Origin of the sequence: Arthrobacter sp. ISL-65, assembly GCF_018613795.1 — a bacterium.
Classification (GTDB): Bacteria; Actinomycetota; Actinomycetes; order Actinomycetales; family Micrococcaceae; genus Arthrobacter.
In genome coordinates, this window is the sequence record NZ_JAGGPN010000034.1 from 116,534 (window position 1) to 139,572 (window position 23,039).

Here is a 23,039-nt window from a genome sequence, read left to right on the forward strand (position 1 = left end):
TCATGCCTGACCGTTCTCCTCTGTTTTCCCGTGCCCTGGGCGGGACGGCCGCATCCGCCGTCATGGTTCTGGCAGTTACTGCCTGCTCCCCCGTGGTGTCGATCGAAAATGCCGATGTTCCGCAGTGGCGGGCCACCGCCCTGCCCTCCGACGGCCAGGCAGTGCTGGAGGACGCCGGCAAGATCCTCAACCGGGACCGGATCATCCAGGCGGCAGCCAGCGTCCCGGCAGGCGCGTACACGCTGACCATTACCTGCGACGGCGGCGGGAAGGCGTTCTTCGCGGTGACGCTCGCCGGCAAGGAACTGGCGGAAGCCGGAGCGGCCTGCAACGGCAGCCGCGAAGCCGCGACGATCACCGTACCGAAGGCCGGGCGAATGGAGATCAGCGCCTCCAGCGTGGACGCGCCGCTCCTGTACGCCTACCATCTGGTTCCAGCGCGCTAATCCGGGGCCCATCGGCGGCGGGGCCGCATGGACCCGCAGCTCCGGGACAGCCAAGGGAGAATTTTTTCTCCCGGCGGATTGCCATCTGTACCGGCGCCTCCGCCAGGCCTAAAGTCGGGGTATGCCCACGGTGCGGATCGCCTCCGCGCGTCGTTTCCCGGGGCGGGCGCAACGCACGGTTTGGCTGCGGGCGCCGGCAGCCGCCGTCGTGCTTTTCTTTGTGCTGGTTGCCGCCGTCCTGGGCGGCTGTGAATACAGCTATGACGACGGCCGGGGCGAACTTCCAGACGCCCCTGCGGTGACGGATCCCGTGTTGCCCCGGGACCCGCTGGAGAACGTGCCGGTGTCGGGCGAGGAGCTCACCGAATGGGCGAAGGAAGTCATGCCTGACGCCGAGGGACAGGTTTTCAATACGAACTACGGCAGCGTTGAGAGGGGACACAGCAAGACGGAGTCCACGGGCCAGCTGCCGAGCGGCACGTACTCCCTCACCCTCGCCTGCCGGAGCGAGCGGCGGGTCTCATTCACAGTCCGCGACGCCGAGTTCGCCCTGGTTGACCTGAGCCTCCGTTGCGGCACGTCCCGCGTCAATGTGGTGCACCTGTCCAAGGACTCCGTGCTTCGGGTGACGGTGGAGGTGCGATCGGACGCCAATTTCGCCTACCGGATCAGCCGGATCTGACGCAACGCCTTTGCAGCCGTCCAGGTTGTCCAGGCCGTCCAGGGCAGCCGTCGCTCCAGCCCAGCCGTCCCTGCCGTTCAGGCGGCGCAGCCGTCCGGGCAGCGCAGCGTCTCGGGGTTGGCAGCGCACCCAGCGCAGTACAGGGTGAGCGTGCGGCAGCTCAGGTTCGAGCAGTTCTCGAACTTGCTCGTGGGCGTCTGGCACCGGACGCACTCGCCGATGGTCTTGGCATCTTCGCTGAATTCGAGGTGCATGCGCTTGTCGAAGACGTACAGGGAGCCCTCCCAGAGGCCCTGGTCCTTGAACTTTTCGCCGTAGCGCACGATGCCGCCGTCCAGCTGGTACACCTCTTTGAAGCCGCGGTTCACCATGAGGCTGGACAGCACCTCGCAACGGATGCCCCCGGTGCAGTACGTGACGACGGGCTGGTCCTTGAGGTGGTCGTACTTGCCGGAGTCGAGCTCGGTGATGAAGTCGTGAGTGGTGGCAACGTCAGGGACAACGGCGTCCTTGAACTTGCCGATCTGTGCTTCAAAGGCGTTGCGGCCGTCAAAGAACACGACGTCCTGGCCGCTGGCCTTCCTCGAGTCGACGAGTTCGTGGAGTTCCTCGGGCAACAGATGCGTCCCGCCTCCCACGACGCCGTTATCGTCCACCTTCAGTTCGCCGGGCGCACCGAACGAGACGATCTCGTCGCGGACCTTGACGCTCAGGCGGGGGAAGTCCTCCGCACCGCCGCTGGACCACTTGACGTCGATGCCGTGGAAGCCCCTGTATTCGCGGGTGGTTTTCACGTACTGCTTGACGGCCCCGATCTCCCCGCCGACGGTCGCGTTGATGCCGTCCTTGGAGATAAGGATCCGTCCGGTCAGGCCGAGCTTTTCGCACAGGGCACGCTGCCAGAGCCGAACAGCGTCCGGGTCTGCGATGGGAGTAAAGCCGTAAAAAAGTACGATTCGGTTCAAAGCCACGTATTTAAGGGTACTTGGTGGCTGCCGGGGACGGATTCAGACCCGGGAAGAGCCGCCTATCACAATTGCATAAGCAAGCACCAAAGCCCTGTTGCTTATGACAGCGCTGGAATACTCTCGTCACATGACGCCAGAAGCCATGGTTGGAGACATCACTCATCTGCTTGAAGTTTGGGTAGCCGGTTGGGCTGGTTGCCGGGGCTATGAGACGCGCACCGAGGGACGGTTCCCCGCCGCCCTTCGTGCTGACACGACCGGGGACTGGGAATACTTCGCCTCTGATCCTACGGACGCCGAGTTCGCGGACCTGGCAGCAAAGACTGCCGAAGCCCCCAAGCGGGTCCTGACCATCCTGACCAATGATGTAGGACGCTACAAGCTCCTGGCTGAACAACACAACCTCAACGCCACGTCAGCGTCCCAGACCATGATGGTCGTGGACATGGAAACCCAGGACTCCGAGGACCCGTGGCTCTCGGACGACGACCTGTCCCTGAAAACGTGGGAGTCCGACGGTGTCCACTTTGCCGAAGTTCGATCCGGCGACACGCTGGCCGTGAGCGGCCGTGTGGTGGTCATCAACGGCACCGCGGTGTTCGACAAGATTGTCACCGAACCCTCCTTCCAGCGCCGGGGCCTGGGCAGCTTCATCATGAAGGCGCTGGCGGCGCAGGCGTTTTCACACGATGTGGAGGACGGCCTCCTGTTGGCTTCCTTGGATGGGCAGAAGCTTTATTCACATCTGGGCTGGTCCTCTGTGTGCCACGTCCTGATGCTCTCCGCCTCCGATGAGGGCTCCGACCTCTCCGTGGTCTGACCCTTCCCTGCACACGCCCCTGCCTGATTCCGTCCCGGGCCAGCTGTTGTTTGCAGGTTCGCTGTTCCGTGCCGGTTCACTGTTCCGTGCCGGTTCACTGTTCCGTGCCGGCGATTTTTGCCCGGATGAAACAATGTTGGGGTGAACCCCCATGACTCGCTGATTCCGTTGCTGGGCCGTGGCCCGGACCCGGAGCAGCTCCGGCACGTGCGGACCATTCCGGCCCGCAACGCCGTGCACGAACCGTGGCCGGCCTGGGCACACCCGGACCTTGTCGCGGCCTACGGCAGACTCGGCATCCACCAGCCCTACCGGCATCAGATCCGGGCGGCGGATATTGCCCACGGCGGCGGACACGTGGTGATTGCAACCGGGACGGCATCCGGCAAATCCCTGGCCTACCAACTGCCGGCGCTGGATGCGATTCACCGGTCCGAGCTACGCGTCCTGTCAGACCCTGGAAAAATCCACGACGACGGCGCGGTGACGCTCTACCTCTCCCCCACCAAGGCGCTGGCTGCGGACCAACTCGCGGCGATCCGGTCCCTGAACCTGCCAACCGTCCGGGCTGAAACCTACGACGGCGACACCGACCAGGCCTCCCGCCGCTGGATCCGCGACCATGCGAACTTCATTCTGGCCAACCCCGACATGCTGCACTTCGGCATCCTGCCAAACCATGCCTGGTGGGCGGGGTTCTTCCGCCGCCTGCGCTACGTGATTGTGGACGAGGCGCACAGCTACCGTGGTGTCTTCGGCTCCCATGTGGCCAACCTGATGCGCCGGCTGCGGCGCATCAGCGCTTACTACGCGACCGATGGCAGCTCCGCCGGACCGGTGTTCATCGCGGCGTCTGCCACCGCTTCCGAACCGGAGCAGTCGTTTGGCCGGCTCATTGGCGCCGCCGTCCAGGGAGTCTCCGAAGACTCCTCGCCGCACGGGTCCACGACAGTGGCGTTCTGGGAACCTGCGCTGAGCGAGGTGCGTGGCGAAAACGGGGCCAAGGAACGCAGGACGGCGGTGGCCGAGACCGCCGACCTTCTCGCGAACCTTGTCTCGTCACGGGTCCGCACCATCGCTTTCATCAAATCCAGGCGCGGCGCCGAAACCATCTCCTCCATCACAAAGCGGCTCCTGGACGAAGTCGACCCAAGCCTGCCGCAACGGGTGGCGGCTTACCGCTCCGGATACCTCCCGGAGGAACGCCGTGCCTTGGAAAGGGCGCTGCGGACCGGCCAGTTGCTGGGTATTTCGAGTACTTCGGCCCTCGAACTGGGCATCGACATCTCGGGGCTCGACGCGGTGCTGGTGGCCGGCTGGCCCGGCACCAGGGCATCCCTTTTCCAGCAGATCGGCCGGGCTGGCCGCGCCGGACAGGACGCCATTGCCGCCTTCGTGGCCAGCGACGATCCGCTGGACACTTACCTGGTCAATCATCCGGAAGCCATCTTCGACGTGTCCGTTGAGGCGACTGTGTTTGATCCGTCCAACCCCTATGTCCTGGGCCCGCACCTCTGTGCCGCGGCCGCTGAGCTCCCGCTCGGCGTGGCCGAGTTGCCGCTGTTCGGAGCTACAGCAGAGAAACTCCTCGGGCAGCTGGTGGCACAGGGGTACCTGCGGCGGCGCCCGGCCGGCTGGTTCTGGACCCACCCGCAAAGCGCGGCCGCCATGGTGAACCTGCGGGCCGACGGCGGCGGGCCGGTGAGCATCGTGGATGCCGACACAGGTTCGCTGCTGGGAACCATGGATTCTCCGCAGACGCACTACCAGGCCCACACGGGGGCCGTGTACGTCCATCAGGGCGCCAGCTACGTGGTGGAGGACCTGAACGAGGACGATCACTGCGTGGTGGTACGCCGGGCCAACCCGGACTACTACACGACTGCCCGGGACATCACGCAGATCGAGGTACTCGAGACCCAGCGGACGGAGCAGTGGGGCGATGTTGCCGTGCACTTCGGTGACGTCAAGGTCACAACGCAAGTGGTCTCCTTTCAGCGGAAGGCCCTGATTTCCAATGAAGTCCTGGGTGAGGAACCCCTCGAGCTGGGAGCCAGGGACCTGTTTACGAAGGCCGTGTGGTTTGTGGTGGAGAACCGGTCACTCACAGGCGCCGGACTCATCGAAGCGCAGTTTCCCGGAGCCCTCCACGCGGCCGAGCACGCCGCCATCGGACTGCTGCCGCTGGTTGCCTCGAGCGACCGCTGGGACATCGGCGGGGTTTCGACCGCAATCCATGCCGACACCGGTGTACCCACGATTTTCGTGTACGACGGGCACCCAGGCGGCGCTGGCTTTGCCGAGCGGGGCTTCGAGAAAGCCAAGGTGTGGCTCTCGGCCACGCGAGACGCGATCGAGGCCTGCGAGTGCGAATCAGGTTGCCCTTCCTGCGTCCAGTCCCCCAAATGCGGCAACAAGAACAACCCATTGGACAAGGACGCTGCCGTCACCCTGATCGATGTCCTGCTGAAGGACGCGCCGGACGCGGCAGCGCCACAAGATTCCAGGGCGGACGCGGCGGCGCCCAACGCAGTCTAGTTAACGAACACGGTCTGGTGACAAGCGCCGCCTATGTTGACGCCGGGGTCCGACCTGGAACGGAGCCCCAAGAGTAAGGGTCAAGTACCGTCTAAGCCCCGCGCGTTTGGAGCCGCGCGAAGTTTAGGGCGGCGGCCCCGCCCTGGCGCGGCCGGTGGCGATGCCCAGGAGCTGCCCGGCAGACAGCTCCGTGCTGACTTCGACTGACTGGTCGCCTCCCGCGGTGCAGCTGGTGAGCGTTGCCTTGTGGCGGGCAGCCACCGCAGCAGCCACGAGGCAGGGCTCGCCCGGTGACACGCCGCGGAGTGCGTCAGCCGCCGCCAACGCAGCGAGGTCGGCCGCGGCGGCGGCCTTGGACGCCGCCGCGGACGCCTGCGCCAGCAGAAGGAGCAGTGACATGACCATGACAACCACCATGCCGAGCGCCGCGGCCAGCACAGTGCCTGATCCGCGTTCCGATCCGACTCCCAGCACCGGATTCCAGCGCTGGCCGAGCGGCTGTTTGTGCCGCTGGTTCACAGGGGCCGCCGCCCGGCAGCAACGCCGTATCCGAGGTCGGCCCGTGCCGACCGCACCGCCTGCACCGGTCCCGGCGGCGGTGCCGATGTTGCCGTTTCGCTGCGCGCCTCGGCCCTGGCGGTCAACGTCCAGGGCACCATGCGGCCCAGGGGCCCCGCCGCCCGGTCGGACACCGTGACGCTCATCCATTCACCGCCGGGCACGACTGCCGACGACGCCGAAGGGCCAGCCAGCTTCCGGACAATACCGCCGACGGCGGCAGGATCCTCACCCCTGGCGAGTGCCCTGGCACCGGCCCGGGCCGCATCCTCAAGCCGCAGCTGGGTGATCCCCGCCGCAGACCCCGCCAGCAGCATCGCCAGAAGCAGCAGGACCGCCGGAAGAGCGACGGCAAATTCAGCGGTCACCGCGCCGCGGCTGTTCCCGTGGTCGCTCTCGGCGCCGCGGGCCTTCCCCTGACCGCGGCTGCCGGCCTCATCTCCGGTTGGGTTCCTGTGCTGCCGGCAGGACACAAGTCCGGCCGCCTGAAGGGTCTGCGGAGCGGGTTTCACGGCAGGGCCAGCGCCGTACGGATCAGGTTGAGCAGGAAGCCACGGACTTCGTCGCTTCGCAGGATGAACACCAGGAGCCCGGCGAAGCCTACCGCCGCAAGCGTGGCGATGGCATATTCGGCAGTCGCCATGCCGACTTCCGAGCCCACGAGACGCCTGCGTGGCCGTGGCTTCACCCTCGGCGCCATGCTGGCTCCCGGATAGATCTCCAGCACATCCGCTTCTTCGGAGTCCTGGCGCAAGGCATTGGCGGCTTCACCCGTGGTGTGGTGGTTGAGGGACATGAATTTTCCTTTCTGGAGTCCCGGCGAATTGCCGGTGCATTCGACTCTCCCGTCCGCCGCCCGGACCGGTAAGCCTTGACCTTCCCTAAGTGGAAAAGCGACTAGATCGGCCGCATGTGGAGGGAGAGTACCGGTGTATCCGCGGCGTCCGCACGGGCAGAGTGCCCGCGCGGCAGCGTCAAAATGCGAAACAGCGGTAATGCATGGCAGCGCTGCATTCATGGCAGCGCGACAAAGGCTGGAGATTGCCGCGCGGTCTCACGCACCAACCTGGCTTGTAAGACCGAGGGACCTCAGCTGCCCGAAGGAACCAGGGCGAGCAGCACTGGAACGACTCCCAGGCATATGAAGGCGGGCAGTGAACAAAGCCCCAGCGGAACCACCAGCTTGACCCCGAGGGAGGCCGCCCGTTTCTCCGCGGCCCGGAAGCGTTCCCGCCGCATTCTGGCGGCCTGGGCATAAAGGATGGACGACGACGGCGCACCAGTCAGCGCAGCGAAGCCCAAGGCGTCTCGCAGAGCGAGTATGTCCGGCGAGCACACGTCTGAACTCCGCCATGCCGTCTCCCAGTCGGCACCAATGGCCATGGCTCCCACGACAGGCCGCAGGGCACGGCCGTACTCGGGTGAGGCCGCAGCGGCCACCAGTTCCAGGGCTCGTCCGATGCCCGACCCTGCGTGGAGCATGGCGGCAATCAGCTCAAGCATCATGGCGGTATCCCGCAATCCTGGGGACTGCCCTGACCGATCTTGAGAGTCGTCGACCCCATCCGCAATGCCGTTGCCCGCCGCCCGGCCCCGCTGGCGGAGGAGCCCTGATCTCCCGTTAGCGGTTCGACTAAAGGCGAGGCCTGCGGATGCAGCCAGCGCAAGGAAGATAAGGGCAGCAGCCAGAACTGATCCGCTCATTGGCCCGATCCTGTCATGCAGGGGCAATCCGATTGGTGGGTTTTCATGGCACGGCCTCGCCGGCCGCTGCCCGGACGAGCCTCGCGGACCAGATGCGGCCAGCAACGGTCAGTCCGATGCCCGCGACCAGCGCAGCCATCCCGAACGGCGTACCCAGCAGCATCGCCAGCGGGTCCACGCCGAGGCAGACACCCAGTCCCAGTCCCAGCAGCGGGAGCCAGGTCAGCAGTGCGACCGTCGCTTTCGGTCCGGCGAGCGCCGTCTGCCGGGCTGCTTCAGCGTCGTCTTCAACCTCCAGCTGAGCCGCAAAGCGCATCAGGACGTCAGCCAGCGGACAGCCGCTGGCGGCCGCTATCTCGAAGCAGGCTGCCAACTCAGCCCAGATCCGGGGCTCTCGGCTACCGGCTCCATGACGCGAGGGCCAACATGCAGACCGCATTGCGTCCGCTACCGGCGCTCCCCGCAGGGCCGCTCCCCGGGCGGCTGACAGGACGGCCGCCGATCCGGGGCTGAGCCGTGGTTGGCGGGGGTCGTCATCTTCGGACCCCTGCTCCACGTAGAGCTGCCACAGCTCGTCCCACAGGCGCGACGGAGACCGGCCACCCTTCAGCAGGGCAGCCAGCTGCTGAACCACCACGGTTAGGGACACGGAGGTCTCCTTGCGGCGGCCCCGGGCGCGGCCAAAGCCGCCCCGGCCCGTTGTGGCAGGCCTGCTGCCGCGGCGAACACGGCCGCCAGTTGCGACACCCGGGCCGAAGGCACTGTGTGCCCGCCGAAGTGGCCCACGCGCAGGGCTCAGGATCAGCCACGAGGCAAGCACCAGTACGCCAACAAAGACCGCGGTCATGCTGCTGCCCTGCGGGCTCCACGTTTTTCACTCGTGATCCCCGGACCGTCGAGTCGCGTCGACACGGCGGGCGCGTTCGGCTGCGCCCGCTTCGGCCCGTCAGCCCCTGTCCCACCCAGACCGGCGCTGTTGGCGGGGTAGGAGTCGCAAGCGGGGATGGAGCCGCGTACGTGGCCGGCATCGGGGACAGTGCCTGCATCCAGGGCAAGGCGCGGATCGAGGGCCAGGCCCGGATCCAGGGCCAGGCGCTGGGCAAGGATCCCCCACGCCGGCCCGGGAACCGGCCCGCCGGCTGAAACGTCCAGGGCGCCGGCGACGTCGAGGCCACCCGGCCGCTCGGCCAGGACGCCGATGCACGCGACATAACGCCCGTGCCTTGACCGGGCCACATGCACCACCACATCAAGGGCGCTGGCAACCTGCAGCCGGACCGCATCCTGTCCAAGCCCAGCCAGGGCTCCGAGAGCGGTGAGCCGGGCCGGAACCGCACCTGCGGCGTTCGCGTGGATGGTGCCGCCGCCTCCGGTGTGGCCAGTGTTCATGGCCGTCAGGAGTTCACGCACCTCGGCACCCCGGCACTCCCCCACAATCAGGCGATCAGGCCGCATCCTCAGGGCCTGGCGAACGAGTTCCCCAAGGTCCACGGCGCCGCCTCCCTCGAGGTTGCCATGCCGCGACTCCAGCGAGACGACGTGAGGGTGCACCGGATTCAGCTCCGAGGCGTCCTCGATCAGGACCAGCCGCTCCCCCGGATGGCAGAGCCCCAGCAGGGTGGACAGGAGGGTCGTCTTTCCGGAGCCTGTGGCTCCGCTGACCAGGAAGCTCAGCCGCTGCTCCACCATGCGTTCCAGAACGCATTGAACCAGCGGCCCAAACATGCCCCCGTCCCGGAGTTCGTCCATGCTGAAGACCTGTTCCCGCCGGATCCTGATGCTGAGCAGCGTGCCAGCCGCCGAGATGGGCGGCAGGACGGCATGGACCCGGTAGCCGCCCTCGAGCCGCACATCCACGCACGGCGATCCGTCGTCCAGCCGCCTGCCGCCCGATGCCACCAGCCTGGCGGCAAGGGCCCTGAGCTGCGCCTCCCCTGCGAAGGTCACAGATGTCCGTTCGATGCCGCGGCCCCTGTCCAGCCACACGGAGTCCGGGGCGTTCACGAAGATGTCCGTGACCGACGGGTCCCGGACCAGGTGCTGCAGCGGCCCCAGGCCGTTGAGCTCAGCGCTGATGCGCTCAGCGGCGGCGAGGGAACCGGCTGTGCCCAGCAGCTTCCCGGTGGCCTGCACCGCGGCCGCCACCCGCGACGGGGTCACCGGCCCGGCGTCGGCCATGACCGACTCGCGGACGGTCTCAAGAAGCCCAGCATCCAGGACCCGGGCCGCACGCCGGCGCCCGGCAGTCTCCGCGAGCGCGGCGCGGGAGGCGGGTGCACCGGGAAAACCGGGTGCGGCGCGGCCGCCGGTATCGGCACCGGCCGGGGGCACTCCCAGATGCGCACTCACCGGCCGTCCCCGGCCTGCAGGTCGCCGGCGAGGAGGCCCAGCACCGATGAGGCGAAACGCCGGACAGTCTTCCGCCTTCCCTGGTCGAGCAGGCGGCCCAGCTCGGTGGCCGAGGCCGTCCCCCGCACTTCGGGCATCACTCCGTGCAGGGGGAGCCCCACGGATTCGGCGACCAGTGCGGCGTCAAGAGCAACCCCGGCCTTTCCCCTGATGACCAGGGCCGATTCGACCGGCGGAAGCTCCTGCAGCAGCCGGGCGGCGGCGACTGCAGCCTTCAGCTGGGCCGGTACGACGACGAGGAGGCGGTCGCAATCCCAGGCGAACGTGCGCAGCGGCTCGGCGTTGCGGCCGATATCGACAATCACCACCTCGTAGCCCCGGCGGGCGGCGTCGAGGACGTTTCCTACGGTGACCGGGTCAACGAGCGGCGGCCGTTCCCTGCTTCCGGGCCAGGACAGAAATGAGAACCCGCCGGCCACAGGTAAGGCGTCAGCGAGCTGCTGCGGGTCAATGCTGCCACTCGCATCGGCCAGGTCCGGCCAGCGGAGACCCGGGGATTCCTCCGCTGCAAGTGCCAGTTCGAGTCCGCCGCCCCACGGATCGGCATCGACGAGCAGGACCCGGGCACCGAGTTCAGCTGCTGCCTGGGCGAGCCACGCCGCCGCGGTGGTGGCGCCTGCCCCTCCGCAGCCCCCGGTAATGCCGAGCACCAGGCCTCCGGCCTCCGGTGAACGTGACCGGCTGAGGTACTCGGCCAGCCACGCGGCGGCGTCGGGAAGAACGGCGACGCGTTGTGCACCCAACGCTGCACCCAGATGCCAGAGAGTATCCCCTTCCCCGCTCAGCCCGACGAGGACGGCAGGGGCACGGCGCCGGGGCGGCAGTTCACTGACGTCGCTGCCTACCAGGACGTCGGCGGCGGAATCCCAGAATGGCGCGGCCTCCGCCACGTCGTCCACCACCCGGAGCCGCCCTCCGGCGGCTGCAACAATCCGTTCCACTTCACCCCGCAGGAATTCAAAGCCCGTGACCAGCAGGACGTCACCACCATCAGCGGGAAGCCAGGTTCCGGGTTCAGAATCGGTCAGTGAGCCCACCTGCGCCGGCCCGGGCTGGGCCGCTGGCCGCCGGCTGCTCCGAGGCGCCGGTGAGGGTCCATCCGGGAAGCCGCCCGTCGGCTCTGCCCAAAGTCCGTTTGCACCAGGCGCCGCAGCACCGGGCAGCCTGCCGTCCGGCGGCGCAGCATCCGGCAGCGCGGTGTCCGGGTCTGATGGGAGTCGCCGGTTCCGGGCGTGGTGCCTGCTCATGCAGCAACTGTGCCCAAAGGACCGGCCGCCCGTTAGAGACGAATGAGTGTATGTGGAAAAACCTGCCGCCACCTCGAGCCGGGAAAGCCCAGCTCCCGTGGAGGAGAAGAGGCAGCGGACATGCGGCAGAGGACAGGAGCGGCGGGACCTTGCGGACAATCTGCTGGCCCACCAGACGCTGGCCACGACGCCAAACAGCGCGGCGGCAGGGCAGAATTGGACCTATGTATCTGTTGCTCGCCGCCCACCCCGACGGCGCAGCCATACAGGAACTCACGGCGGAGGGCCTCCCCCACCCCGCCAATCCCGAACCACGGATCGTTCGCCTGACCCCGCAGCGAGCCCACCAGGAAGCCCCGCCAGCCCCGCCAGCCCCGCCACCCGCGGCGCCCCAGACGGCGCCCCCGACCGCACCCCAGACCGCACCCGGCAGCGAAACCGGACTTGCCGGCGTCGTCCGTGAACTCGAGAAGCGGCGCCCACGCTGGATCTGGCATCGCACCCAGGACTGGTACCCGTCTCTGCTGGCGGCGGGCGTGGACGTGGAACGCTGCTACGACCTCTCCCTGTGCGGCGCTATCCTGGCCCATTCCGAGTTCACGGCCCACACCCCGTACGCCAAAAACGCCGAGAAACTCACCCAGGACGACGAGCTGCAGCCGCCCCGGCTGCTCCAGCCGCCCCCTCCGCCTGCGGACCAGGGCGCCCTCTTCGACGACCCGGGCGCGGCAACCGAACCGAGGCAGACCCTGGCCGAACTGCGCGCCGAATACGCTGCTCAGCAGGAGGCCCTCGCGGCCGCCGCGGGCGCAACCGCCGCGAGAGCAACCGCCGCAGGTGACGGCACGCGGCGGCAGCGGCTCCAGCTCCTCCTCGCCGCAGAATCGGCCAGCGCCCTAGTCGCGGCCGAGATGCAGCATGCCGGCGTGCCTTGGCGGGAGGAACTGCACGAGCACATCCTGGCCGAGCACCTGGGCCCCCGGCCGCCGCATGGCCACCGCCCCGCCAAACTCGAGGCCCTGAACACCGAACTCCGGGGCCTGCTGAACGCGCCGTCACTGAATCCGGATTCGCCGCAGGAGCTGATGCGCGCCCTGCACCGCAACGGCATCGAGGTGAAGTCCACGCGGCAATGGGAGCTGAAGGGATCCAGCCATCCGGCCATCGCGCCCCTGCTGGCCTACAAGAAACTGTCACGGCTGCACACCGCCAACGGCTGGGCGTGGCTGGACGCCTGGGTGCGGCACGGTCGGTTCCGGCCCGAATACGTGGTGGGCGGAGTGGTGTCGGGCCGCTGGGCGTCCCGCGGTGGCGGGGCACTGCAGATCCCCCGCCAGGTCCGCGGCGCGGTGCACGCGGACCCGGGGCACAAGCTCATCGTGGCCGACGCGTCCCAGCTGGAACCCCGCGTTCTCGCCGCGCTCGCGCAGGATTCGAGCATGGCTGAGGCCGCACGGGACCAGGACCTCTACGCGGGGATCGCCGCCAAGGGGTTCGGCGGCGACCGGAGCAAGGCAAAAATGGCCCTGCTGGGCGCCATGTACGGCGCCACCTCCGGCGAAGCAGGCCGCCTGATGCCGCAGCTGGCCAGGACCTACCCGCGCGCGGTGGGCTACGTCGAGCGCGCCGCCCGCGACGGCGAAGCCGGCAGGACCGTCACCTCGCGCTTGGGACGCAGCAGCCCGCCGCCGTCGGAACAGTGGCTCCTCAGCCAGCGCTCCACCTCGGCGGAGGAACAGCGCCGCGCGGACTCAATCGCCCGTTCCCGGGGTCGATTCACGCGCAACTTTGTGGTCCAGGGTTCAGCCGCGGACTGGGCCGCCTGCTGGCTGGCCGAATTACGACGGCGGCTGCGCACCATGCGTGCCGACCGTTCGGTAACCGGTGAACTCGTATTTTTCCTGCACGACGAGGTGATGGTCCACGCCCCCGACTCTGCTGTGGACGCCTGCATCCGTGCCATCGAGGAAGCCGCCAACGCTGCGAAGGAGCTGCTCTTTGGCCCCATTCCGGTCGAATTCCCTGTGAGCGTCGCAGTCGTCGATTCCTACGACAACGCAAAGTAACGCGGCCTGTAGAACCGGCCGAACCGAAACGGGGCACTTTGACACGCGACGCGCCGGCCGCCGTCGTAATCACGACGACGGCACGTCCCAAGTGCCCCACGACGGCATCCGTCTGGCGCACCTGCCGACGCGACAGGCTGGCCCCCGGAGCCGGACAATAGCCTCCTCCCACGGGAAACAAAAGTCACATCAGCCCCAGACGGAATAAGCGGTTGTACTGAGTAATGTACCGGCGGGTAGTTCGCATCGTGTGGCGTGGGCCACTAAGCTCTATGGTGGCCGGGCAGTGGCAATAAGTTGGCCCGGCAGTGCGACGAAGCATCAGCAGGGGGTTTCCACGCCAATGGCGGGCAAGTTTGAAGTTCACCAAGACAGCGATCAGTCTTATAAATTCCGTCTCATCGATGGGGACGGAAACGTCGTGGCAGAGTCGCCGCGGTTCAAGAGCGTTTCGGGAGTAGTGGCCGGCATCAACGCATTACGCGAAAACGCTGCCACCGGTCTGGTGGTGGACCTGCGGAAATCGCAGCACTGACAGTGGCGGGATAGCCAGCGGAAACACCGCCCGCGGAACGGCCAAAGCCAGCAGTAGCGCCTACAGGTCCAGCGGGTGCAGCCTGGTCCTGTCCCAGGGGACGGCCCAGCCCAGCTGGTCGAACAGTTCGTTCAGGATCATGCCCGTGAAACCCCAGACCACCAGGCTGTTCACGTTGAACGCCGGGCTCTGGAACGTCTGGTTCAGGCGGGTCACGGCCGCCATGGTGCGGTTTTCGGGGTCCAGCAGGTCCCGGACCGGCACCCGGAAGACCTGCGCCGACTCGCCGTAGTCCACCACTCGGACCGGCGACGGCGCGGCCCACCAGGCCAGGACGGGGGTCACCAGGAAGTTTCCGCGCGGAAGGGCCAGCTCCGGCAGGGCACCCAGCACTTCGACGCCTGAGGGGTCCACGCCGGTCTCCTCCTCCGCTTCCCGAAGCGCGGCCTCCACGGGAGTCTCACCCACATGGATGCCGCCGCCGGGAAAGGCGACCTGCCCGGGATGGTCATCGAGGGTGTGGGCGCGTTCCAGGAGCAGGACGTCCAAGTCGGCGGCAACGAGCGGCTTGCCGGAGGCTGCAGGCACATCGTCCAGGGCGCCGAAAAGGATCAGGACGGCCGCCTTGCGGGCAACGGACTCGTCGACGGTCAACTTGCGCCAGTATGGATTCCGGGCAGGACCTGTTCCCGCCCGGATAGAGTCGACGAGGTCCACCAGGTCCTGGCGCGCTGTCATGAAGTCCTCCGCTGCGATTCCATCCGGATCTCGGCGGCGCGGTGAGTCTCGGCCAGCAGCCTCGCCAGAAGCTCCTCGCTCCCGGGCGCCAGTTCGTACTTCAGCAGCTTCGCGGCCTTGACGGGGTTCGTCTCGCCCGAGCCAAAGCTGGGGCACCAGTTGGCCACGGCGCAGGCCCCGCAGGCCGGCTTGCGTGCATGGCACACCCGCCGGCCATGAAAGACCACCCGGTGGGACAGCATGGTCCAGTCCCTGGGCTCAAACAGTTCCGCCACGTCGGACTCGATCCGGACCGGGTCATCAGACTCCGTCCAGCCGAAGCGCCGCGCCAGTCGCCCGAAGTGGGTGTCCACCGTAATCCCCGGAATGCCGAACGCATTGCCCAGCACCACGTTCGCGGTTTTCCGTCCGACGCCGGGCAACGTCACCAGATCTTCCAGCCGGCCTGGCACCACGCCGTCGTACTCGTCCACCACCCGGTTGGCCAGTGCGAGGAGGTTCCGCGTCTTGGCGCGGAAAAACCCCGTCGGCTTGATGATGGCTTCAAGCTCCGCAGTGTCGGCTTCCGCCATGGCGCGGGCGTCCGGGTAGCGGGAGAAGAGAAGCGGAGTGATCAGGTTGACCGTCACGTCCGTGGTCTGGGCGGAGAGCACCGTGGCCACGAGGAGCTCGAAGGGGTTCCGGAAGTCGAGCTCGGCGTGGGCGTACGGGTACTGCTCGGCGAGGGCCCGGTTGATCCTGCGCGCCCGGCGCTTCAGGGCCAGGGGCGACTCGCCGGAGCGGGCCGGCGGGCTGGCCGCGGGCCCGCTTTCGGCGGGGAGGGCATCCGCGGGAACGCCAGCGGGAGCCCCGGCGGGCACGTCCGCGGGAACCTCCCCGGAAGCAGGTACCACCGGGATGCCCGGCGTGCCGCGCCGGCGCGAAGCGGAATCGGCCACGGCTGCCGGCTAGCCGCGCTCGATATTGCTGAGGTCGCGCAGGACGCCCACCCGGCCGTCCGTGTGCTGGACCAGGAATTCGTCCCCGCGGTCCTCCAGTGCCAGGACCCAGCCCCCGGGCTCGATGCCGAACAGCGGTGCGCCGGTGCGCTCATCAACGGCAGTGCGGTGCTGGGCCACGGCGAACCAGAAGGCCTCGTGGACCTGCTCATGTTCGGACTCCTCCGGCCGGCTGGCCGGGTCGACGGTGGCACCGATCGGTTCCTGCGACCGCACCTGCTGCTGCACGTCCACCCTCGGATGGACGGCGGTGGCGGGCGTGGCCGAGGCAGCCCGCGCAGCCTCTTCCGCAGCTGCACGCTCGGCAGCGTCGGACTTGCCCACTGTGACGGGGACTTCCGCTGCGGGCGCCTCCGTGGCCGCCGCTTCCGCTACCGGCGCTCCTGCGGCAGCCGCCGGTGCGGCCGTGGCTCCGTCCAGCTGGCTCTGCTCGGCCTCCGCGGCGGCCCGCTGCGCGGGGGCCGCGTCGGCTTTGGCGGACGGCACTGTGCCCGCCTGCGCGGCGGCGTCACCGGTCTGCGCGGAGGGCACGACGGCGGCCTGTCCCGTTTCCGGCGACGCTGCGGCGCTGCTCGCCACGTTAGCGGCCGGCCACATCCCGGTGGCCGGCGCTGCGCCGGCAGTTCCGGCACCAGCGGTACCACCACCAGCAGCAACGCCGGCGGTGCCGGCGCCGGCAGCTGCGGCACCAGTAATTCCGGCACCATTAATTCCGGCACCGGCGGTTCCGGTCTGGGCTGCGCCGTGCCCCGGCTGGCCGACCGCCGTCGCACCATGGGATACGTGACCGCGAGACTCAGGACCCTTAGGCGCCGCGCCTGAGGCCACAGCGCTGCCGGCCACAGCGCTACCTGACACCGCACCCGCCGAAGCAGCGCCCTTGGTGGAAGCAGCACCGGGCGTGGCCTGGGCAGCCTTCGGTTCCTTGGGCGCTTTAGGCTTGCGCACGGGAACGGCCGAGTCACGCGCCATGATGTGGGCCGGGACGTCGGGGCGGTCCAGGAAGTCGCCGGCGAAGAACGGGATGAACCGGGCCAGCACTGTGGCGGCCAGCAGCACGAGGGAGCCGATCAGGCCCACGAGCAGGCTGGGAGTGTAGGCGCCGGCAACGGACAGGAAGAAGAAGGCCACCGCAAACGAGGCCACCACAGAGCCGAACTGGTCCACCGAAAGGGATCCGATGCGGACCTTCGTGTCGGGGGCGAGCCGGCGGGCCACAAACAAAGCCGCAACAATGAGCGGCAGCACCACGCCGAGCCCCAGGAAGAACAGGCTTCCGAGGTTCCACAGGTTGTAGCGCACAGCGAACATCGGAATCAGCGATGCGATAAAGAGGACAAGGGTGGCCGCGAAGACGGTCAGGTCCCGGACGGTGAAAGGTCCGGCAACGGCCTCATTCCGCACGCCCTGCTGCTTCATGAAGCTCGGCGCCGCATTGTGGGCTTCCGGCCGCCCGGACGGTCCCGCCCCAAGCGGTGCCTGGCCTTGGCCCGGCTGGGCCGAGCCCTGCTGGGGCTGGCTTTGCTGATTCATTCTGTTCTCCTTAGCGTGGCGGCGCCCGGACGGGTGTCCGCTGCGTGGTTCCGCCCTACGGCCGGAGCCTGACCACAAGCGGTCTGGCTGCCTCCGGCCCCTGTCACGAGTCCATCTCAGCCTAGCCAAGTGGAGGGTGCTTCACTAGCTGACTGGCCGCGGTGCGGCGCGCTCACAGAAGCGGCACAGGTTTCCCATAGAACCATTCACCGCTAAATGGGCACCGCTCACGGCTCCTAATGTGACGCGGCCCACGCGCAGATGCCTGACGCGCTAGTCTGGTCTCGGAACAGCTCTTTGCGGTTTATCCGTGACGGGCCGTTGCCCGACGTCGTGCAGCGGCGGGGCGATGGCCGGGACCGGCGCGCCGCGCAGGAAAGATCGATGAATGATGAGGTTCACCATGTCCCAGGACACCCCCGGCTCGACGGCCACCGCTGCCACTTCCAGCCAGCAGGGCGATGCTCTTGAAAACCTGCTGCATGAGAACCGCAAGTTTGCCCCTTCCGAGGAGTTCGCCGCCAACGCCGTGGTGGGCGCCGAAGTCTACGCAGAGGCAGCAGCCGACCGGCCCGCATTCTGGGCCAAACAGGCCCGTGAACTGCTGACCTGGAACAAGGACTTCACCGAGGCCCTCGACTGGTCCAACCCGCCGTTCGCCAAATGGTTCGTGGGCGGCGAAGTGAACGCGGCCTACAACGCCCTGGACCGGCACGTGGAGAACGGCCTTGGGGACCGGGTAGCCATCTACTTCGAGGGCGAACCGGGCGACACCCGCTCCTACACCTACGCGGAGCTCACCGAGGAAGTGAAGAAGGCCGCGAACGCCTTCGAGTCCCTCGGCGTGGCCAAGGGCGACCGGGTGGCCGTCTACCTGCCCATGATCCCCGAAGCCGTGATCACGCTGCTGGCCTGCGCCCGGATCGGCGCCGTGCACTCCGTGGTGTTCGGCGGCTTCTCCGCCGACGCGCTCCGGTCCCGGATCGAGGACGCCGAAGCAAAGCTCGTGGTCACCGCGGACGGCACCTACCGGCGCGGCAAGCCCAGCGCCCTGAAAACCGCAGTCGACGCCGCCCTCGAGCAGGAGGGCCACACCGTCCGGAACGTCGTGGTGGTCAAACGCAACGGCCAGGACGTCGACTGGCACGAGGGCCGGGACCACTGGTGGGAGGACACCGTCGGGGCAGCATCGGCCGAGCACACCGCCGTCGGGCACGACTCTGAACACCCGCTGTTCATCCTCTACACCTCCGGCACCACCGGCAAGCCCAAAGGCATCCTGCACACCACCGGCGGCTACCTCACCCAGACCGCCTACACCCACAAGACGGTCTTCGACCTGCACCCCGAAACGGACGTGTACTGGTGCACGGCCGACGTCGGATGGGTCACCGGCCACTCGTACGTCGCCTACGCGCCGCTCATCAACGGCGCCACCCAGGTCATGTACGAAGGCACCCCGGACTCCCCGCACCAGGGCCGCTGGTGGGAGATCGTGGAAAAGTACAAAGTCTCCATCCTCTACACGGCTCCGACGGCGATCCGGACGTTCATGAAGTGGGGCCGGGACATCCCGGACAAGTATGACCTCTCCTCCATCCGCGTCCTGGGCTCCGTGGGCGAACCCATCAACCCGGAGGCCTGGATGTGGTACCGCGACGTCATCGGGGGCAACAAGGCACCCATCGTGGACACCTGGTGGCAGACCGAAACCGGCGCCCAGATGATCGCCCCGCTGCCCGGCGTGACCGCCACCAAGCCGGGCTCCGCGCAGGTGCCGCTGCCGGGCATCGCCGTGGACGTCGTGGACGAGAACGGCGCCTCGGTGCCCGACGGGCACGGCGGTTTCCTGGTGATCCGCGAACCGTGGCCGGCCATGCTGCGCGGCATCTGGGGCGACCCGGAACGGTTCAAGGACACCTACTGGTCGCGCTTCGAAACCATGTACTTCGCCGGCGACGGCGCCAAGAAGGACGAGGACGGCGACGTCTGGCTCCTGGGCCGCGTGGACGACGTCATGAACGTTTCCGGGCACCGGCTCTCCACGACGGAAATCGAGTCCGCCCTGGTGAGCCACCCGGCGGTGGCGGAGGCCGCCGTCGTCGGTGCCACCGACGAAACCACCGGCCAGGCCGTCGTCGCGTTCGTCATCCTCCGCGGCGATGCCGTGGACTCCGGCGACGAGATCGTCCAGGACCTCCGGAACCACGTGGGCAAGGAGATCGGCCCGATCGCCAAACCCAAGACCATCCTCGTGGTGCCCGAACTGCCAAAGACCCGCTCGGGCAAGATCATGCGCCGCCTCCTCAAGGACGTCGCCGAAGGCCGCGACGTCGGAGACGCCACCACGCTCGCGGACAACACCGTCATGCAGCAGATTGCGGCCTCGCTGAAGAAGTAGTGCAACCAAACCAGGGCCCGTCCGGAACACCGGGCGGGCCCTGTGTTTTGCCGTCCTAGGGTGCCACACCGCCGGAAAGCCGCGTGTTGTTTTTCGATCTTTCCTGTTCCTTTTTGCGAGGTTATAGTCAGTAATATGTGACAGATGTCACAAGGCTCCATTCCCCGGGAGAGATCATGGCAACACATCCGGAAGCGTCCACCAGCGCCGGGCCAGCCCGGCGGACATTCCTCAAGACAATCGGCGTCGGTGCCGCCGGCTTGGCTGGCGTGCCGCTGTTGGCGGCGTGCACCGGAGGCAGCGGTCCCTCGGCCGGGGGCTCGGAATCCTCGGGCCTGTCGTTCGGTTCCGGCTCCTCCGACGAAGTTCCCAAGAAGGCGTACCAGGCAGTCACCGATGCGTTCACGCAGAAGACGGGCAAGACGGTCCGCACCAACGTGGTGCCGCACAACGACTTCCAGAACAAGATCAACTCCTACCTGCAGGGCTCACCGGACGACGCGTTTACCTGGTTCGCCGGCTACAGGATGCAGTTCTATGCCGGCAAGGGGCTCCTGGCGCCGGTTGATGACGTCTGGGGCAAGATCGGGGGCAACTTCTCCGACGCCCTGAAGAAGGCGTCCACCGGCCCGGACGGGAAGATGTACTTTGTCCCCAACTACAACTATCCGTGGGGTTTCTTCTATCGAAAGAGCGTGTGGGCGGACATGGGTTACGAGGTGCCGGATACCTTGGATGCCCTCAAGACCCTGGCGGCCAAGATGAAGGCCGACGGCATCATCCCGATCGGTTTCGCGGACAAGGACGGCTGGCCCGCCATGGGCACGTTCGACTACATCAACATGCGCCTCAACGGTTACCAGTTCCACGTGGACCTGTGCGCCCACAAAGAGTCCTGGGACCAAGAGAAGGTGACCGACGTCTTCGACACCTGGTCCGCCCTGTTGCCTTTCCAGGATCCTGCGGCACTCGGCCAGACCTGGCAGGACGCCGCAAGGGCGCTTGCGGCCAAGAAGACAGGCATGTACCTGCTCGGCTCCTTCGTCACACAGCAGTTCACCGATCCCGCGGTGCTGAAGGACATCGATTTCTTCGCGTTCCCGGAGATCGCCACCGAGGGGCGGGATGCGGTGGAGGCACCCATCGACGGGCTGCTGCTGTCCACCAAAGGCGGCGGGAACGCGGCCGCGCACCAGTTCATGGAGTTCATCGGCACCCCGGAGGGCCAAGACACCTACGCGGCTGTAGACACTGCCTACCTCGCCACGGCCAAGGGCGCGGACACCTCGAAGTTCACGGCGCTCAGCAAGAAATTGGCCGACACTATCGCGCAGGCGAAGTCCATCAGCCAGTTCTTTGACCGTGATGCCCTGCCCGCCATGGCCAACAACGTCATGATCCCGGCCCTGCAGACCTTCCTCAAGGACGGCAAGATGGACGTCAAGAACCTTGAGGCGCAGGCCAAATCACTGTACGCGGCCCAGTAGCAGTCCGGGGACTCCCATGAGCACAACAGCAAGAGACCTGGTCCCGCCGGAGTCCCGGGCGCCCTCAGGGGCGCCGGCGAAGGGGGTCCGCAGCGGAAAGGTCCGCCGGCTCTCCAAACGCGACAAGGCGGTCCTGTCCCTGATGGTGGGCATTCCCACCCTGATCCAGCTGGTGTTTATCTGGCTGCCCACGGTGATGTCCGTCGGGCTGAGCTTCACGCGCTGGAACGGCCTCGCTTTGAGCGACATCAGGCCGGCGGGCGCGGACAACTACCAGTACATTTCCCAGGATTACCCGCCGTTCTGGCCGGCAATCCAGCACAACCTGCTGTGGCTGGCCTTCCTGGCCCTGGTGGCCACCCCGCTGGGCCTGCTGCTGGCGGTGCTGCTGGACCAGCAGATCCGCGGCAGCAGGATCTACCAGAGCATCTTCTTCGGGCCGGTGATGCTGTCGCTGGCACTGATCGGCATTATCTGGCAGCTGTTCTACCAGCGTGACAACGGCCTGCTGAACTTCCTGCTCGGAACCTCGGGGACGCCTCAGGCCGTTGACTGGTTCGGGGACTCCTCGGTGAACATCTGGGCAGCCATGATCGCCGCCACGTGGCGGCACGCCGGCTACGTCATGCTGCTGTACCTGGCGGGCCTGAAGGGCGTGGACCCCACCCTGAAGGAGGCCGCGGCCATCGATGGGGCCACCGCGGCGCAGACCTTTTTCCGCGTGGTCTTCCCTGCCATGCGGCCCATCAACATCGTCATCGTCGTCATCACCATCATCGAGTCATTGCGGGCGTTCGACGTCGTGTACGTCATCAACCGCGGCACCAACGGCCTGGAGCTCCTCAGCGCCCTGGTGATCCAGAACCTCGTGGGCGAAGGCCAGGTGATCGGCGTCGGCTCCGCCCTTGCGGTGGTCCTGCTGGTCATCTCGCTCGTGCCCATCGTGTTCTACCTCAGCCGCACCTTCGGCAAGGAGAACAGGGCATGAGCACCGCAGTCTCCCCCAGCACGGCCATGACCCGGCCAGCAACCCGCTCCGGCAGCAAGCCGAAGCGGCATTACGGCACGCATATCTTCCTGACGGCCATGGCGGTCATGTGGCTGATCCCCCTGATCTGGGCGGTGTTCACTGCACTGCGGCCGATCGCCTCCACCAACGAGCACGGCTACTTCAGCCTGGCCGGGGACTTCAACTTGGACAACTTCATCCAGGCCTGGTCCCAGGGCGGCTTCGCCAAATACCTCTGGAACTCGGTGATCATCTGCGTTCCGGCGGTACTGCTGGTGCTCTTTTTCGCTTCCATGATGGCGTTTGCCGTCAGCCGGGTGAGCTGGAAGTTCAACGTCACGCTGCTCATCATGTTCACGGCGGGGAACCTGCTGCCGCCCCAGGTGCTGGCGGCGCCGCTGTTCGAGATGGCCAAGCATTTCCAGGTGCCCTACTCCTTCAGCGATTCGGGCAACATGCTGAACACTTACATCATCGTCATTGCCGTGAACATGGCGTTCCAGATGGGGTTCTGCACGTTCGTGCTGTCCAACTACATGAAGGCGCTCTCCGCGGACCTGACCGAGGCCGCCCTCGTGGACGGCGCCGGCATCTGGCGCCAGTACCGGGAAATCATCATGCCGCTGTGCCGGCCAGCCTTCGCGGCCCTTGCAACGCTGGAAGTCATCTTCATCTACAACGACTTCTTCTGGCCCCTGTTGTTCATCCAGAGCGGCGACCGGCTGCCCGTCACCACCGCGATCAACAACCTCCAGGGCGAGTTCCTGAACAACTACAACCTGCTGGCGGCCGGCGCCGTCATAACGGTAATCCCCACCCTGATTGTTTACCTGCTCCTGCAGCGGCAGTTTGTTGCGGGCCTGACTCTTGGTTCCAGCAAGGGCTAGGCGATGATGGCAG

The 23,039-nt window shown here is 67.3% G+C and carries 21 protein-coding genes; 10 read left to right on the forward strand and 11 right to left on the reverse strand.

Going from position 1 to position 23,039, the window contains the following annotated elements; all coding sequences use genetic code 11:
• Nucleotides 1-2 precede the first annotated feature (2 nt).
• Nucleotides 3-446: a hypothetical protein gene (locus J7I85_RS14610; RefSeq protein WP_214852839.1), complete on the forward strand. Its 444-nt coding sequence runs from the start codon at nt 3-5 to the stop codon at nt 444-446.
• A gap of 121 nt (nt 447-567) precedes the next feature.
• Entirely contained in the window at nt 568-1,128 is a 561-nt protein-coding gene (locus J7I85_RS14615) for a hypothetical protein (RefSeq protein WP_214852841.1), read from the forward strand.
• A 77-nt stretch (nt 1,129-1,205) separates the two neighbouring features.
• On the opposite strand, the gene J7I85_RS14620 is transcribed toward J7I85_RS14615, so the two are convergent.
• Nucleotides 1,206-2,099 (reverse strand): rhodanese-related sulfurtransferase, encoded by an 894-nt coding sequence (locus tag J7I85_RS14620; RefSeq protein WP_214852843.1) that lies wholly within the window; start codon nt 2,097-2,099, stop codon nt 1,206-1,208.
• 124 nt (nt 2,100-2,223) lie between these two features.
• Between J7I85_RS14620 and J7I85_RS14625 the strand changes: the two genes are divergently transcribed.
• Both J7I85_RS14625 and J7I85_RS14630 read left to right on the forward strand, forming a co-directional pair.
• Nucleotides 2,224-2,916, forward strand: coding sequence for a GNAT family N-acetyltransferase (locus J7I85_RS14625; RefSeq protein WP_111902120.1), 693 nt, complete (start codon nt 2,224-2,226; stop codon nt 2,914-2,916).
• A gap of 141 nt (nt 2,917-3,057) precedes the next feature.
• The gene (locus J7I85_RS14630) at nt 3,058-5,454 is read left to right on the forward strand and encodes a DEAD/DEAH box helicase (RefSeq protein ID WP_214852845.1); all 2,397 of its coding nucleotides are present in this window, start codon (nt 3,058-3,060) and stop codon (nt 5,452-5,454) included.
• Between the two features lie 123 nt (nt 5,455-5,577).
• On the opposite strand, the gene J7I85_RS14635 is transcribed toward J7I85_RS14630, so the two are convergent.
• The 7 genes from J7I85_RS14635 to ssd all read right to left on the reverse strand — a co-directional run bounded on the left by J7I85_RS14635 (nt 5,578) and on the right by ssd (nt 11,372).
• A complete protein-coding gene (locus tag J7I85_RS14635) occupies nt 5,578-5,973 on the reverse strand; it encodes an Rv3654c family TadE-like protein (RefSeq protein ID WP_214852847.1) in 396 nt (131 codons plus the stop codon).
• Nucleotides 5,970-6,524: a TadE family type IV pilus minor pilin gene (locus J7I85_RS25740; protein ID WP_308159493.1), complete on the reverse strand. Its 555-nt coding sequence runs from the start codon at nt 6,522-6,524 to the stop codon at nt 5,970-5,972. The genes J7I85_RS14635 and J7I85_RS25740 overlap by 4 nt, the downstream gene beginning before the upstream one ends.
• Nucleotides 6,521-6,808: a DUF4244 domain-containing protein gene (locus J7I85_RS14645; protein WP_214852849.1), complete on the reverse strand. Its 288-nt coding sequence runs from the start codon at nt 6,806-6,808 to the stop codon at nt 6,521-6,523. The genes J7I85_RS25740 and J7I85_RS14645 overlap by 4 nt, the downstream gene beginning before the upstream one ends.
• 293 nt (nt 6,809-7,101) lie before the next feature.
• Nucleotides 7,102-7,716, reverse strand: coding sequence for a type II secretion system F family protein (locus J7I85_RS14650; protein WP_214852851.1), 615 nt, complete (start codon nt 7,714-7,716; stop codon nt 7,102-7,104).
• Between the two features lie 43 nt (nt 7,717-7,759).
• On the reverse strand, nt 7,760-8,563 hold the full coding sequence (locus J7I85_RS14655) for a hypothetical protein (RefSeq protein ID WP_214852854.1): 804 nt from the start codon (nt 8,561-8,563) through the stop codon (nt 7,760-7,762).
• A complete protein-coding gene (locus tag J7I85_RS14660; protein WP_308159496.1) occupies nt 8,560-10,065 on the reverse strand; it encodes a TadA family conjugal transfer-associated ATPase in 1,506 nt (501 codons plus the stop codon). Before J7I85_RS14660 ends, J7I85_RS14655 begins: the two co-directional genes overlap by 4 nt.
• Nucleotides 10,062-11,372 carry a septum site-determining protein Ssd gene (gene ssd, locus J7I85_RS14665; RefSeq protein ID WP_308159498.1) on the reverse strand — a complete coding sequence of 437 codons (1,311 nt, stop codon included), beginning with the start codon at nt 11,370-11,372 and terminating at the stop codon, nt 10,062-10,064. The genes J7I85_RS14660 and ssd overlap by 4 nt, the downstream gene beginning before the upstream one ends.
• Before the next feature lie 224 nt (nt 11,373-11,596).
• Here ssd and J7I85_RS14670 point away from each other — a divergent pair, with 224 nt between their 5' ends.
• Together J7I85_RS14670 and J7I85_RS14675 are read left to right on the forward strand one after the other, a co-directional pair.
• On the forward strand, nt 11,597-13,438 hold the full coding sequence (locus J7I85_RS14670; protein WP_214852857.1) for a bifunctional 3'-5' exonuclease/DNA polymerase: 1,842 nt from the start codon (nt 11,597-11,599) through the stop codon (nt 13,436-13,438).
• Between the two features lie 343 nt (nt 13,439-13,781).
• The gene (locus J7I85_RS14675) at nt 13,782-13,973 is read left to right on the forward strand and encodes a DUF1508 domain-containing protein (RefSeq protein ID WP_214852860.1); all 192 of its coding nucleotides are present in this window, start codon (nt 13,782-13,784) and stop codon (nt 13,971-13,973) included.
• A gap of 60 nt (nt 13,974-14,033) precedes the next feature.
• Here J7I85_RS14675 and J7I85_RS14680 read toward each other — a convergent pair whose 3' ends face one another.
• The 3 genes from J7I85_RS14680 to J7I85_RS14690 all read right to left on the reverse strand — a co-directional run bounded on the left by J7I85_RS14680 (nt 14,034) and on the right by J7I85_RS14690 (nt 17,242).
• Entirely contained in the window at nt 14,034-14,711 is a 678-nt protein-coding gene (locus tag J7I85_RS14680) for a CoA pyrophosphatase (RefSeq protein ID WP_214852863.1), read from the reverse strand.
• Nucleotides 14,708-15,475, reverse strand: a complete 768-nt coding sequence (nth, locus tag J7I85_RS14685; protein ID WP_214852985.1) for an endonuclease III — start codon at nt 15,473-15,475, stop codon at nt 14,708-14,710. The genes J7I85_RS14680 and nth overlap by 4 nt, the downstream gene beginning before the upstream one ends.
• A gap of 183 nt (nt 15,476-15,658) precedes the next feature.
• Complete coding sequence (locus J7I85_RS14690; RefSeq protein WP_214852865.1) at nt 15,659-17,242, reverse strand: hypothetical protein; 1,584 nt, start codon at nt 17,240-17,242, stop codon at nt 15,659-15,661.
• Nucleotides 17,243-17,645: 403 nt separating this feature from the next.
• On the opposite strand from J7I85_RS14690, the gene acs reads away from it, so the two are divergent.
• The 4 genes from acs (at nt 17,646) to J7I85_RS14710 (ending at nt 23,026) form a co-directional block, all read left to right on the forward strand.
• Entirely contained in the window at nt 17,646-19,643 is a 1,998-nt protein-coding gene (gene acs, locus J7I85_RS14695; RefSeq protein WP_214852989.1) for an acetate--CoA ligase, read from the forward strand.
• A 176-nt stretch (nt 19,644-19,819) separates the two neighbouring features.
• Nucleotides 19,820-21,130, forward strand: coding sequence for an ABC transporter substrate-binding protein (locus tag J7I85_RS14700; protein WP_214852868.1), 1,311 nt, complete (start codon nt 19,820-19,822; stop codon nt 21,128-21,130).
• A gap of 16 nt (nt 21,131-21,146) precedes the next feature.
• The gene (locus J7I85_RS14705; protein ID WP_214852871.1) at nt 21,147-22,118 is read left to right on the forward strand and encodes a carbohydrate ABC transporter permease; all 972 of its coding nucleotides are present in this window, start codon (nt 21,147-21,149) and stop codon (nt 22,116-22,118) included.
• Nucleotides 22,115-23,026 carry a carbohydrate ABC transporter permease gene (locus J7I85_RS14710; RefSeq protein ID WP_214852874.1) on the forward strand — a complete coding sequence of 304 codons (912 nt, stop codon included), beginning with the start codon at nt 22,115-22,117 and terminating at the stop codon, nt 23,024-23,026. The genes J7I85_RS14705 and J7I85_RS14710 overlap by 4 nt, the downstream gene beginning before the upstream one ends.
• Nucleotides 23,027-23,039: the final 13 nt, after the last annotated feature.

What these genes read in the sequence shown, in the direction of transcription:
- J7I85_RS14610 (WP_214852839.1), top strand. Translation starts at nt 3, where the DNA reads ATGCCTGACCGTTCTCCTCTGTTTTCCCGTGCCCTGGGCGGGACGGCC.
- J7I85_RS14615 (WP_214852841.1), top strand. Translation starts at nt 568, where the DNA reads ATGCCCACGGTGCGGATCGCCTCCGCGCGTCGTTTCCCGGGGCGGGCG.
- J7I85_RS14625 (WP_111902120.1), top strand. Translation starts at nt 2,224, where the DNA reads ATGACGCCAGAAGCCATGGTTGGAGACATCACTCATCTGCTTGAAGTT.
- J7I85_RS14645 (WP_214852849.1), bottom strand. Translation starts at nt 6,808, where the DNA reads ATGTCCCTCAACCACCACACCACGGGTGAAGCCGCCAATGCCTTGCGC.
- J7I85_RS14650 (WP_214852851.1), bottom strand. Translation starts at nt 7,716, where the DNA reads ATGAGCGGATCAGTTCTGGCTGCTGCCCTTATCTTCCTTGCGCTGGCT.
- J7I85_RS14655 (WP_214852854.1), bottom strand. Translation starts at nt 8,563, where the DNA reads ATGACCGCGGTCTTTGTTGGCGTACTGGTGCTTGCCTCGTGGCTGATC.
- ssd (WP_308159498.1), bottom strand. Translation starts at nt 11,372, where the DNA reads ATGAGCAGGCACCACGCCCGGAACCGGCGACTCCCATCAGACCCGGAC.
- J7I85_RS14670 (WP_214852857.1), top strand. Translation starts at nt 11,597, where the DNA reads ATGTATCTGTTGCTCGCCGCCCACCCCGACGGCGCAGCCATACAGGAA.
- J7I85_RS14675 (WP_214852860.1), top strand. Translation starts at nt 13,782, where the DNA reads ATGGCGGGCAAGTTTGAAGTTCACCAAGACAGCGATCAGTCTTATAAA.
- J7I85_RS14680 (WP_214852863.1), bottom strand. Translation starts at nt 14,711, where the DNA reads ATGACAGCGCGCCAGGACCTGGTGGACCTCGTCGACTCTATCCGGGCG.
- J7I85_RS14690 (WP_214852865.1), bottom strand. Translation starts at nt 17,242, where the DNA reads ATGAATCAGCAAAGCCAGCCCCAGCAGGGCTCGGCCCAGCCGGGCCAA.
- acs (WP_214852989.1), top strand. Translation starts at nt 17,646, where the DNA reads ATGTCCCAGGACACCCCCGGCTCGACGGCCACCGCTGCCACTTCCAGC.
- J7I85_RS14700 (WP_214852868.1), top strand. Translation starts at nt 19,820, where the DNA reads ATGGCAACACATCCGGAAGCGTCCACCAGCGCCGGGCCAGCCCGGCGG.
- J7I85_RS14705 (WP_214852871.1), top strand. Translation starts at nt 21,147, where the DNA reads ATGAGCACAACAGCAAGAGACCTGGTCCCGCCGGAGTCCCGGGCGCCC.
- J7I85_RS14710 (WP_214852874.1), top strand. Translation starts at nt 22,115, where the DNA reads ATGAGCACCGCAGTCTCCCCCAGCACGGCCATGACCCGGCCAGCAACC.